General features: G+C 36.4%; 12 protein-coding genes and 1 tRNA gene. 2 read left to right on the plus strand and 11 right to left on the minus strand.

Annotated elements, in window-relative coordinates; genetic code table 11:
• Window positions 1–4: 4 nt before the first annotated feature.
• The 5 genes from ACLIJJ_RS01270 to ACLIJJ_RS01290 all read right to left on the minus strand — a co-directional run bounded on the left by ACLIJJ_RS01270 (window position 5) and on the right by ACLIJJ_RS01290 (window position 6,954).
• Window positions 5–1,168 (minus strand): iron-containing alcohol dehydrogenase, encoded by a 1,164-nt coding sequence (locus tag ACLIJJ_RS01270; RefSeq protein ID WP_237941551.1) that lies wholly within the window; start codon window positions 1,166–1,168, stop codon window positions 5–7.
• A 45-nt stretch (window positions 1,169–1,213) separates the two neighbouring features.
• Window positions 1,214–2,113 (minus strand): 4-hydroxy-tetrahydrodipicolinate synthase, encoded by a 900-nt coding sequence (dapA, locus tag ACLIJJ_RS01275; protein WP_411410468.1) that lies wholly within the window; start codon window positions 2,111–2,113, stop codon window positions 1,214–1,216.
• A gap of 162 nt (window positions 2,114–2,275) precedes the next feature.
• Entirely contained in the window at window positions 2,276–4,033 is a 1,758-nt protein-coding gene (locus ACLIJJ_RS01280; RefSeq protein WP_341077184.1) for a sigma-54-dependent Fis family transcriptional regulator, read from the minus strand.
• 257 nt (window positions 4,034–4,290) lie between these two features.
• Entirely contained in the window at window positions 4,291–5,679 is a 1,389-nt protein-coding gene (locus tag ACLIJJ_RS01285; RefSeq protein WP_411410469.1) for an MFS transporter, read from the minus strand.
• Window positions 5,680–5,754: 75 nt separating this feature from the next.
• Window positions 5,755–6,954, minus strand: a complete 1,200-nt coding sequence (locus ACLIJJ_RS01290) for an FAD-dependent oxidoreductase (protein WP_233313628.1) — start codon at window positions 6,952–6,954, stop codon at window positions 5,755–5,757.
• A 185-nt stretch (window positions 6,955–7,139) separates the two neighbouring features.
• Between ACLIJJ_RS01290 and ACLIJJ_RS01295 the strand changes: the two genes are divergently transcribed.
• Window positions 7,140–7,739 (plus strand): TetR/AcrR family transcriptional regulator, encoded by a 600-nt coding sequence (locus ACLIJJ_RS01295; RefSeq protein ID WP_233313627.1) that lies wholly within the window; start codon window positions 7,140–7,142, stop codon window positions 7,737–7,739.
• Window positions 7,740–7,893: 154 nt separating this feature from the next.
• Here ACLIJJ_RS01295 and ACLIJJ_RS01300 read toward each other — a convergent pair.
• The 3 genes from ACLIJJ_RS01300 to ACLIJJ_RS01310 form a co-directional block, all read right to left on the minus strand.
• Window positions 7,894–7,965: transfer RNA gene (locus ACLIJJ_RS01300), tRNA-Val, on the minus strand.
• A gap of 154 nt (window positions 7,966–8,119) precedes the next feature.
• On the minus strand, window positions 8,120–9,469 hold the full coding sequence (locus ACLIJJ_RS01305) for an amino acid permease (RefSeq protein WP_233313626.1): 1,350 nt from the start codon (window positions 9,467–9,469) through the stop codon (window positions 8,120–8,122).
• Between the two features lie 272 nt (window positions 9,470–9,741).
• The gene (locus ACLIJJ_RS01310) at window positions 9,742–10,038 is read right to left on the minus strand and encodes a hypothetical protein (RefSeq protein WP_233313625.1); all 297 of its coding nucleotides are present in this window, start codon (window positions 10,036–10,038) and stop codon (window positions 9,742–9,744) included.
• A 155-nt stretch (window positions 10,039–10,193) separates the two neighbouring features.
• Between ACLIJJ_RS01310 and ACLIJJ_RS01315 the strand changes: the two genes are divergently transcribed.
• Window positions 10,194–10,964 carry a serine/threonine protein kinase gene (locus tag ACLIJJ_RS01315; RefSeq protein WP_411410470.1) on the plus strand — a complete coding sequence of 257 codons (771 nt, stop codon included), beginning with the start codon at window positions 10,194–10,196 and terminating at the stop codon, window positions 10,962–10,964.
• A gap of 14 nt (window positions 10,965–10,978) precedes the next feature.
• Here the strand turns inward: ACLIJJ_RS01315 and ACLIJJ_RS01320 are convergent, their stop codons facing one another.
• The 3 genes from ACLIJJ_RS01320 to fosM form a co-directional block, all read right to left on the minus strand.
• Window positions 10,979–11,119 (minus strand): hypothetical protein, encoded by a 141-nt coding sequence (locus ACLIJJ_RS01320; protein ID WP_233313623.1) that lies wholly within the window; start codon window positions 11,117–11,119, stop codon window positions 10,979–10,981.
• A 150-nt stretch (window positions 11,120–11,269) separates the two neighbouring features.
• On the minus strand, window positions 11,270–11,929 hold the full coding sequence (locus tag ACLIJJ_RS01325) for an MtnX-like HAD-IB family phosphatase (protein ID WP_411410471.1): 660 nt from the start codon (window positions 11,927–11,929) through the stop codon (window positions 11,270–11,272).
• A gap of 202 nt (window positions 11,930–12,131) precedes the next feature.
• Complete coding sequence (gene fosM / locus ACLIJJ_RS01330) at window positions 12,132–12,554, minus strand: FosM family fosfomycin resistance protein (RefSeq protein ID WP_233313621.1); 423 nt, start codon at window positions 12,552–12,554, stop codon at window positions 12,132–12,134.
• Window positions 12,555–12,692 lie beyond the last annotated feature (138 nt).

A 12,692-nucleotide genomic window follows, 5' to 3' on the forward strand; every position in this document is an offset into this window, starting at 1 on the left:
AGCATTATAGCAGCTGGCGATAAATCGCTTCAATATCTGCTACACTTAATTTTTTTGGATTATTATTTAACAAACGGGTGACTTGTGAAGCTGATACAGAAATTTCCGGCAATTCTTCCTCTTTAACACCATAGCTTTTAAGATCTTGAGGGATTTCTAACACATTGGTCCACTCAACGATTTTTTCGACAACTTTTTCTGCCACTTGGCTATTGGAAAGACCTTCAGTACTGATTCCCATAGGTTCAGCAACTAAAGCCAATCGGTCCGTTATTGCATCCATATTGTATTTCATGACATGTGGAAGGAGCATAGAATTTGCCACACCATGAGGAATTTTATATTTTCCGCCTAAAGGATAGGCCAAAGCATGTACGGCTGCTGTTCCTGCACTTGTTAAAGCCATCCCGCCATACATAGACCCTACCAGCATTTTTTCTCTTGCATCTATTGATTCTCCATTTTGATAAGCTTCCACAATGCTGGAAGAGATTAAACGGATTGACTCTAATGCAAACATATCACTGATTGGATTTGCCTTTGTTGAAATAAAGGATTCTAAAGAATGAGTAAAAGCATCCATTCCTGTTGCAGCCGTGATTGGCTTAGGTAATTTTAAAGTGAGCACAGGATCAAGGATAACTAGTGTCGGAAGTAAATACTTACTTACAATACCAACCTTTAATTCTTGGTCAGGTAGGGTAACGATTGCATTTGGTGTAACTTCAGCACCAGTTCCGGAAGTGGTTGGAATTAAAATTGTCGGAACTCCTGGATTCGCCACAAGGTCAGTCCCCAATAGCTGCTCAACGGATGCATCATTTGTTTTTAACACAGAGAGAATTTTTGTTGTATCAAGAACACTTCCCCCGCCAATACCAATTAATACATCATAATTATTACTTGCCGTTGCTTCAAAAACTTGTTCAATATTTTCTAATGTTGGTTCAGGTAAAATATTTGTATTAGTATCAACAGATATTCCTTTCTCTTTTAACGGATTGGCTATTTGTTCAACAAAACCTAAATCCACCATCGGCGGCTGTGTAATAATCAGTGCTGATTTCACCTCTACTCCTAGTAGGTTTAATTTTTCTCCAAGCAACTGAAGTGAGTTTGGACCTGCGACAATATTTTGCGCAGTTTGAAATTGATAAATCGTTTGCATTTCCATCCACCTTTCTAATTTCATTATGATTGTGTTTTACTATTGTTATTTAACAATCGATTCTTTTCGTTGTTTATACCAATCCACCATTTCAGTGACTATTTCTAGCGCATCTCCTGATACTTCAGATACAGGCATTTTTGGTGGACCTACTGGAACACTGTAAAGTTCTACCGCTTTCTTTAATACAGAAGGCAAGGTACCATGTTTAAAGGTGTCACGAAGAGGCTGTAGCTTTTCTTGATTTTCCTTCGCCGCTTCTATATTTCCTTCTAACCATTTGTCGTAAATTGCAACTACTACATCCGGAACCATATTGGCTGTCGCAGCAACTGCTCCTTTTCCACCAGCTTGTAAGGTTTGGAGAATTAAAGAATCTGTACCAGCAAAAACCGAAAAATCTTCATCCTTTGTTGCATTAATGTAATTCTCAATGTTGGCAAAGTTGCCGCTGCTATCTTTGATTCCGACAATATTCGGTACTTTAGCTAGTCGTGAAACAGTTTCTGGCTCAAGATTAACCCCTGTTCTAGCCGGGATATTGTACAGTAGAATCGGCAAGGAAGTACTCTTTGCTACCTTTTCAAAGTGAACAGCCATTTCCGCTTGTGATGGCGATATAAAGAATGGAGTAATCACGGACAAAGCATCAGCGCCCAACTGCTCCATTTTTTGTGATAAATCAATCGTTTCCTCTGTACTATTACCGCCTGTACCAACGATTACAGGTACTCTTCCATTTGCTTCCTCCATGACAATTTTGGCAAATGTTAATTTTTCTTCCTTATTCAGCAGGTGAAATTCCCCGTTTGTCCCAAGAATGAAAAGCCCATGTACACCTGAATCAAGCAAATGGTTTGTTAATTGTCTTGTAACAGAATCGTTGACTTTTTGTTCTATCGTTAATGGAGTCAACATAGCTGGAATAATCCCTTTTAGCTCCATATCCTTCCACCTTCCAATTCAATTGTTTATTTTTTAAACAGTTATAAGAACGCTTACATGTTGAATTATAGATTATATTGTTTATTTTCACAATATTTATCTTAAATAAAATAATAAAAACATCAAAACTGTTTAATTTTGAAACAGTTTTGATGTTTTTATTTACAATTCCTTCAATTTTCGCCATAAAGTTGTTCGGTTAATGCCCAGCCTCTCAGCTGTTTTAGTTTGGTTCATACCTTCTTCCTGCCAAACCTGCCTGATAATTCTCTGTTCTATTTCCTCTAACGTACCTATTAGGTTTAGCTGAGCCATTTCCGTTTCTTTTAACTTTGTATTTAAAATATGACTTATATCTTCTTTTTCAATAAAAGGTCCATTTGCTAACAGCACCGTTTCATTTATCACTTGTTTCAATTGAGTTATGTTTCCTGGCCAGCTATAATTCTCTAATTCCTCAATAGCTTCATTCCGAATCCCTGCAATTTGTTTGCCGTATTTTGTATTCGTTTCATTAATAAAAATACGAGCGAGATGATCAATATCTTCTTTTCGCTTTGATAACGGCGGAAGAGTTAATGTCAGTCGGGCCAGCAAAAAATATAAATCACTTGAGAACGCACCAGTTTCAATCATGGTCAAAATACTCTCTCTTGATGATGCAATAATAGGCGACTTCAGGTTATGCTTTATAAGAAAAGACAATAGATCCTTTTGAATCGATAAAGAAATGGTATCGATATTTTTGAGAAAAATAGTTCCATTCTCATTGGAGGCAAGCAGACCTTCATCCTCCAACAACCATTTCCATTGTTCTTCATTTACAAGAGAACAATTTATTGTCAGCAGGGGTAAAGTATGTTTGGACCGATGGAAATGGATATAATGAGCTAATTTCCCCTTCCCTGTCCCTTTTTCACCGCTGATCCAGATCGATTCCTTTTTATCACTAAATTTTTCAGCTGATTGAATAATCTTTTTCATCTGGTTATTTTTTATAAAAGAAGATTTAATCGGGCTGGAATTCATCACTGAAGAAATAATGGTTATACCATCAGAAAGCTTTTTTTGAGTAGATGTCACTCTTTGTAACCGGAACAAAACTAGCGGAAGTTCAAATCCTTCCAATTCGGTCCCCTTTACCTTCCAAAAGACATTATCACTTTCAATTAGAGAGGAATATTCACCTTTTGAAATAACTTCTGTCACTGCCTCCTCGATTTCGACAGAAGCTTTAAAGGTTTTTTTTAATTGTTCAGTGAAACATGTATTAGAGTAGACACTATTAAACTTTGCATCAAACACAACAAAGCCATCTTCTTCTTGAAGAATTTGTTCGGCAATCGATAATTTTCTTCTTAGTATGGAAAAATAATGGTGTATTTTTTTTGCATTTTGAAAAGCCTTTAAGATGCTTTCTTTTCCAGACGTAATTAATACTCCATTTAATCCAAGATTTTCTGCTTCCTTCACAGTAATGGCATCACCAATAATGACTTCATATCCTTTTTTCAGCAACTGCTTTAACGTTGGCTGTACTTCCTCCTCCTTAGAAATAACAAACGGGGAAATATCCATTTCAAGTAGTTGGCAAACTGTTGCTGCTCCTTCCGATATCGGCGGAAAGCCAACAATTGCAGCCTTACCAGGATAGTCTTTTACAAGGGTTAACACTCGGAGCATGTCATATCCGGAAACTTCAATTTCAATAACAGGAATGGATACTTTCTTTTGGATGAGTTCTGCTGTCCCCCCGCGGCTGATAATAATATCAAACCCTTGTTCAGCTGCGCGGCTGGCAAGCTTAACTCCTTTCTCTAAATCTCCAACCTCTACATGTATCTCAAAATCTTGATTACGTCCTAATTCTATGATTAATTCTTTTAACCCCTCATAGGGGGCAATCGCCAAAACCTTCATTTAACATCACCTTCTGTTGCATTATTAAACAATCTTTATCTTTACTATACCAAAAATCAAGTTGAATTGTTTATTTATTAAATAATTTCTTAGAAATTTGCGTTGATTACTAGAAATTTTGCTCATAAACAAAATAGGCACTTTCTTGAGATATATTTTCTCCAAAGAAAGTGCCTATTGTTAGTATCTAGTTATATTCAAGTTAACAAAGAATTTAAATCTAAGTTTACTTTATCGTGTTTGTATTTAAAAAAAACTTATACCTTTTCTTTTAGATTTCTACTATAAGTTTTCTTACCAACAGTAAAAACAAAGATACAAAACATCACAACTACAATCACTGTAAGCATGAGATAAATATCACTATAAACAGCTGCCTGATTTGCCAAGTTAAACATATTTAAGCTAAGAAAGCTGGTGCCTCTAGTAATAGACGTTCCCATTAAAGTCGTTGCAATGGAGCTTGCGATAAAGTTTGTCAGCATAAACAGTCCCATACCTACTCCAGTTTCCGCTTTTGGCAATACATGTGACACCATATTTGCAAGGGTCATTTGGAAGAATGACTGCGCAATATAGCCAAACACGAGAATTACCATAATGAAATAGGGAGATTTTCCGACAAGCCATATTAAATTAATAAAACAAACAAAATAGGCGGTTACTGCTATATATCCTAAAAAGGCTGCGCCCCTTTTATCGGCAAGCGATCCCCCTCTTTTGGATAACAGTGCTGTTAATGCGGCACCTGGAAACATTATAAGACCACTTGTAAAAGCATTAATATGATAAACATCTGAAAGAAATAGCGGCGTTAAGTACGGTAAAGCAAATCCAATACCAGAGCTTAGTGCAAATAAGACAAGAATTATTGTGTACTTTTTATTTTTAAATAATTCTCCTCTTATAAAAGGGTCCTTTGCTTTCCTAATTCTCCACATTAATAAAATAACGAATAGGATAACAAATAAGAAGTAAAACATTTGGTTTGACGAAATTCCTAGTAAAAGTAAAGTAACCATTCCCCCCAGAAGGATAGCTCCTACCCAATCTAATTTAATATCACTTCCTGATTGATTATCAAGCGTACTCCTAAATAAAGGGATAAAGACGATTGGCAGAATACATAAAGCAAACAGATAATGCCAATGGAAACCAGTTGTTAAAACCCCTGAAATAATCGGGCCAATCGCAACCCCAAAAGATAAACCAGCTGATGTCATCCCTAACGCTCTGCCGCGTGTTTCTGGTGAAAAATAACGAGCTGGAATAATCATCGCAGACGCAGGAAACACAGATGCACCCATAGCTTGCATAACTCTTGAAATAATAATCAAGGGAAAGCTACTAGAGAGAAATCCTAATAAAGATCCTAGCGAAAAAAGTAATATCCCTATTGTTATCAAGTTCTTTAACTTATATTTATCAGCTAGTTTTCCGTAAGATACAGAGCCAAGGGCATAAACAATCATATAGCTTGTGACAATCCAACTTGATTGTGAGGAAGTCAGGAAAAGCTCCTTTGTTATTGCTGGCAAGGCAACATTAAACATAGTGGCACTCATGGATGAAAACACGAGCGAACATGCTAAAATAATCAGCAATTTCTTCTTTGCTTCTTCTGAAATTAATTGATAGGTATCCATTATCCACTCCTACTTTTCGATTCCTATCCTATTGCTCTTTTTTTAAGAAAACAACAGGATAGGAATGATGATTAATTATTTATACACAGGATTAAATTTTCTTGCTAAGTCTATATTTGAGGACATCTCAAAGATTGGGTAATCGTGTAAACGCATCTCTTCTTCGTAGTGAGATATCGCATTTTTCCATTCTTTATTCTGTTTTTCCATTTCTGCTATTTGCTCTGCTAGTATACTGGCATCTCTTAAAGCTAGGTTACAACCAGCTCCAAAGCTTGGCGGCATAGCGTGAATAGCATCACCGAGTAAAGTGACGCGGCTTGTTGGCCAAGGGTCTATCGGATTAATAGACCTAACAGATAAGAGGGAAACTGTCTCTGGTTGTATTCGTTCAACTAAGCCTTTTAAAACGGGATGCCAATTCTTCGTAAAATTCAGCATGATTTCATGATAAACCTTAGAATTAGACTGTCGAAGCTCTTCGTCCGTTAAGCTCAAGTGCCTTGCTGAAACATTTAAAGTTATCATTATGTAATCATCTACAGGTTCAAAGATTGAATGAGGTGCCAGTTCTTTGGCAGCCTCTATTACTGGTCGTCTGGCTTCATATGGACCAATTGCCATAAATATTCCCTTATCATCCATTACACTTGTAAAACCATCAAATAAAACCTCTGGCAGAATCTCCCTTAGCTCACTAGTTAAAGGTGACTTCGAGTAAAATGCTCTTGCACCAGTATCCACCGGTGAAACTCCAGGCAGCAATTGAGTTCGGACAGCTGAATTTATGCCATCAGCAGCAACAAGGATGTCTCCCCGCACCACTGTCCCATCTTCTAAATAGGCCCGCACTTCCTCTTCATCTTGATCAAACCCTACTATTCTCTTGTTAAAATAAACATCTTCTTCCAGACCACTAAGTAATATTTGACATAAAGTTTTTCTATTTACAGCAGTGTGCGGAAAATCTTTATCATTGGGAGCGCCAATATGAGGGCGAACTCCTACTTCATTTAACTGCTCATCAATCAAGACAGCCATTTCACGACGAGGATTTTTTCTAGATGTTTGTATATATAGTTGGTATAGATTTTCTGGCAAGCATTTTTTTAATGCTTCACCACCATCCATATTCATATGCAAGCGGTAACCAGATTTTGCTACATCATCTTCTCGTTCAAATACTGAAAATCGTATTCCAGCCTTCTTTAGCGCTTGGGCTAAACATAATCCCCCGATACCCCCACCAGCAATTAAAACATGTAATTTACTCAATCCATTTCCCTCCTTGTTTAAACACCTATCCAACACACTGTATGTTATAATTCAATGTGTATATTAATTTTACAAACTACTTCATCCAAATAAAACCATTAAAATGGGTAAAAATGTATTTTAAGCAACATATTTTTGCATACCGTTTTATAAATAGGGAAAATAATTCGAAAGTAGGAGTACGAATGGAAAAGGTAGATAGAAGAATTACAAAAACGAAGAAAGCTATTATTTGTGCATATCTTACCCTATTGCAAACAAAGGGAGCTGACTCTATTTCTGTAAGTGATATCACAAAAAAGGCGGATATTAATCGCGCCACATTTTATGCTCATTATAAAGATAAATTCGATTTACTAGAACAAAGTATAAAAGAGGTACTGGATGATCTAGAAAAGGCAATTGAAATACATAATGAAGCTAAAGAATCATTTAGTCTCAAAACATTAGAAGAGATATTCAAAGGAATCTTAACAAATATTTATAAACATAAAGATTTTTATACTGTTATGCTTGGAAAAAATGGTCCATTGATTTTTTCCGAAAAACTCCAAGAAATATTCTATGAAAAAACAGTAAAAGGTTTAACAACCGTTCATCCCGAGGGAGACATTGACTTATTAGTACCTCAACAAATCTATCTTAGTTATGTTACTTCTGCACAATTTGGTGTGACTAAGTATTGGATAAAAAATGATTATATGGAGACTCCTGTTTTTATGGCCCAACAACTTCTGTTGTTATATAAACTCGGCGGCGCTAGGATAGCAGAATATTCGGAGTAAATGGTAATATCATTGGCTGGGCAGAACATGCAATACTAAAAGCTTGATTACAAGACAGCAAACGTCTAATCAAAAATAGCGAAGGATTAGACGTTTATTACTAAAAAAACGCAAAAAAAGACCACTTCCTCTATGGAAAGTGATCTCTTCTTGATGATCCGAGAGGGATTCGAACCCCCGACCCCATCCCTGTCAAGGATGTATTCTCCCGCTGAACTATCGGATCTTAATATGTATGAATCTACTAATTTATCAGCTCTACTTGCTTGATGTATTTATAATAATGGAAGTTTGTCCGAACGTCAAGATAAACTTTATTTTATTGTAAAGTTTCCGTAAAAATTAGAAAAGGCAGCGATCCGCTGCCTTTTCTCCTTCTTTTACTTAGCTGCTTTTTTACGGAATTGATAAATGACAATCAATAGAATAAACCATACTGGTGTCACAAATAATGCGATTCTAGTATCCTCTGCAAAACCTAGGACAACTAAAATAAATGCCAAAAATGCTAGAATAACATAGTTAGCTGCTGGGTAAAGGGGCATTTTAAATGGGTTCCCTTTCGCCAATTCCGGCTTTCTTTTTCGATACAACATATGGCAAATGACGATGATTGCCCATATGAATAGGAAGCAAACAGTTGAAATACTCGTAATCAATGTAAATACATCTTCAGGCATAACATAGTTTAAGACAACAGCCACTAATATAACGACTAATGAAAAGTATAGTGCATTTGCTGGCACACGTCTTTTTGTCAGCTTAGTCATTGGTGCAGGTGCGTTTTCATTTTTTGCTAATGAGAATACCATTCTGCTTGTACTAAAGATGGCACTGTTACATGCTGAAGCTGCAGATGTAAGGACAACAAAGTTGACTACTCCGGCTGCTGCTGCAATTCCAACTGTCAAGAACACTTGAACAAACGGGCTTTCTGCTGGATTAATGGCATTCCAAGGATAAATCCCCATGATAACAAGCAATGCCCCAACATAGAATATCAAGATCCTGATTGGAATACTGTTGATTGCTTTCGGTAGAACTTCTTCTGGCTTTTCCGTTTCTCCAGCAGTCAATCCGACAAGCTCAATTCCAACAAAGGCAAATACAACCATTTGGAAGGATAGAATAAATCCATTCATACCGTTCGGGAACATGCCGCCATGACTCCATAAGTTAGAGAAACCTGATGGGCCGGCATCTGTTGTGATTCCTTTAAAGATCATAAATAAACCGACAACAATTAATGCGAGTATGGCAATTACCTTAACTAGCGCAAACCAAAACTCCATTTCTCCGAAAAGCTTAACTGTTGCTAAGTTCATACATAGAAGAATTACAAGCAATATTAAACCTGGCACCCATTGCGGTACAGTGGGAAACCAGTATTGTGTGTACAATCCGACTGCTGTTAAGTCTGCCATCGCGATTGTAATCCAGCAAAACCAATAGGTCCAGCCCGTTATAAATGCAGCCATGCTGCCAAGATAATCTTGTACAAAATCAACAAACGAATGATACTCCAAATTAGAAAGAAGCAATTCTCCTAAAGCTCTCATAATTAAAAAACAGATGATGCCTGTAATGATGTAGGCAAATAAAATAGATGGTCCTGCTAGGTGGATAGACTTCCCTGAACCAAGAAATAATCCTGTTCCGATTGCACCACCGATGGCAATCAGCTGAACATGTCTGTTCTTTAATCCTCTCGCTAATTTTTGTTCCTCCATGATTATTCTTCACACTCTCTTTCTCTGATGTTAGCAAACAACCACTTCTATATTACATGATTGTTTATACAAAACCATGTCCTATATATTCTATATGAACAGGAAAAAAACATTCTTTTTTGAAAATTTTTTTATGTATTATGCATAAAAGAAAAAGTATAGCATATAAATTTTAGGTTGCCTATTTCTTTTTCGGTAATTTTTTGCATGAAAAAGCATTGCCATATCGTGACAATGCTTTTTCATTTTGTTGGCAGCCTGGTAAAAAGAACTCAACCCTTTTGACTGCTCTTTTTATAGAGTAAAAGACTAATAACGAGTACATTTCCTGCTGCAATGGCCAAACTATAAATAAACAGGATAATCCCCTTGCCGATTAAATCTGGTACAATTTGATGCCAAATTGCCCCGCAAATGGTTAAAATAATGGTGCTTGCCAAGATTGATGCGGTGATTGCAGCTATAATCCCCTTCTTTTTAAGCATATTCTTGCCAATTCTCCAGGAGAAAAAAAATGCTGCAAAGATGAGCCCGTAAAATAGAAAATGTGAAATCAAATAACTGTCCAATGTATCACCTTCTTATCTCCTTTAATGTATCTTATTAGAGTTTAAAGCTTGCTATTCCTAAAAAAATCCAATAACCTGCTAATTACTTTCTAATATCATCACTGTGAGTAATTTGCTACAATAATCTTAAATATTAGCTCTTAGGATGTGTAGGAATGAATTGGAAGTTTCTATTGAAATGGATATATGACCGCCCGTTAGAGAAAGGTGCTTTTCTTGGCGATACTTATAAAATTGATAAATGTGTTGGTATGGGTGGATATGGAATCATTTACAAATGCACAAATATAAAAACTGGCCAACAATATGTAGCAAAACAATTGCGTCCAAGTAAAGCTTTGAAGTTAAAGGAGCGGCAGCGCTTCCTCTCTGAGATAGATTTACTAGCTAGTCTTTACCATAAGCAAATTCCCCGTTTGGTTGATACCATTCACTCAGACAAGGAAGCTTTTTATATAATGGAGTATGTAGAAGGCTTAAATATAGAAGATTTGCTTTTTTATCAAAAGCAGGCCTTTTCCGAATTAGAAGCATTGAAGCTTATTGACAAGCTGTTAACAGCTGTTGATTATTTGCATAAGGAACATATATTTCATGATGATATCCGTCCACCTAATATTCTATTAAAAGGAGATAATCTGTATTTAATAGACTTTGGGCTTGCAAAAAAAGTCAGCGATTCAAAAGCAGCGCTTGAGCGAAAACAGGATGACTTTTACGATATTGGAGAATGCCTTCTTTTTTTACTGTACTCTACCTATACGGGTAAGCGGAAAAGAAAGGGAAGCTGGCTTGATGAGCTTGTCCTAAATGATGCCACTGTAGAGCTTTTAAAAAAGCTGCTTGGCATAGATGAGGGCTATCCGGATGTACCAAGTATACGGGAGGATCTTGACCGGACAATAAAGAAACTCTTGCTCCTTTAATAGAGCAAGAGTTTTTAGTTAGCTGCTGCTATAGCTTTTACGCTTGTAACGGTGGCTGCCGCCGTATCTGTCGTATTTTCTTCTGCCAGAACTGCTGCTGCTGCGATTGTATCTGCGGCGACTGCTGCTGTATCTTCTGTGTCTGTGACGATCACTGTGGCTTCCCGAAAATTCTTGGATTTTACGAATAAACTTTTTAAACAAAAGCTCACCCCTTTCTACACTTTAGTAACACCATCATATTGTATTTACATCATAAATACATGATATTAACAATATCTTTACATTACCTTAACTTTTAATTATTATTTCACTTTGATATCACCAATTTTTACAAGTTCTGCTTCAATTTCCTTAAAAGAATCAAACGGGATAAAGTTTATTCCTCTTTCTGTAAGCAGGTCCTTCAGCACATCCCTTGCGAAAGTAATATCAGCAAATGCAGCCGGATGGGAATCTGGCTCACTGTCTCCAGCAAAGTAAACTTTGTCATATTGTCTTTTAAGCTTTTGAATAACAATGGACTTGTCAATTCCGTACCGTTCGGAATACTTCCAATCCTCTTTATTAATATTCAAGTGTATATTTCTATCCTTAAACACACCTTCATTAGAAAGAATAATCACCTGCTCTAATCTATACTTCTCCACAATATGCTTTATGTAATAATCTGTTCCCGCACTCAATATATAAAAGTCCCCTCCGCTTTGCTGGACGGCTTTCACAAATGCTGGCACATGCTCATCAATCGGGATACCGTGAACATCGCGAATGATTTGGTCCTCATCCTGGTGAATAGCGGAAAAAACAGTGCTTAAGAAATCAATATCCTTGATAGCCCCGTTTTTCCATTCCTTATAAAGTTCCTTACCCTCAGGAAAATACTGATCAATAACAATCCAATAAAAATCCTTTTTTGATATAGTTCCATCGAAATCAGATACAAAAGCCCATTTTTTTGTCATATTATATCCTACCCCTCTTATATCAGTGTGTTTGTCTCGATATATCCCAAAACCAATATGTATTGGAATGTAATTTATTGAACTCCATGACTATCATTCTCCCATTTGTTTCAGCTCTTCTAAGTAAAAAACTGTTGCGGCTTTTTTCGGCACCTGACTGTTTCCTTTTTAAATCCGGCAACTTTGCATATGCTTCTCTTCCTTAATCATAAAATTTCATATGCTGTTTATGCTCTTTATAATAATTTAATCTCTCCTGTAATGTACCTGTATGAAATTCAAACTTATGACCATCTGGATCAATAAAATAGATGGAGTTTTTATCTTTTTCATCCCGCGGTCGACCAGACAGAATTGTTACATTTAACTCTGTTAGCTTTTTATACATCGTGTCCAATTCATCTTCTTCGATAGAAAAAGCGATATGGGTATAAGATGCTTCGATTTCTGTTCGGGGAATATCTTTTTCTACATTTAAAGCAATCCACATACCATTCAAGTCAAAATAGGCTGTCGTTCTGCCTTTGACGAGCAGTTTTGCATCAAACACATCTTGGTAAAAAGCAATTGACTTCTCTAAATCAGAGACAGAAAACAATAGATGATTAAGACTTTTTATAGCCATTTGTTAAATATATACCTCTTTCTTATGCCAATTATTTTGTCCAAGTCATTTTATTACGTGTTCTGCAGGTAAAACCCACTTAACATGTATTCTTTATCACTGTATCGAATACCTTTTTTTACGAATTCTATACAAAAC

Source organism: Niallia laureatilytica, assembly GCF_046613985.1.
Classification (GTDB): Bacteria; Bacillota; Bacilli; order Bacillales; family Cytobacillaceae; genus Niallia.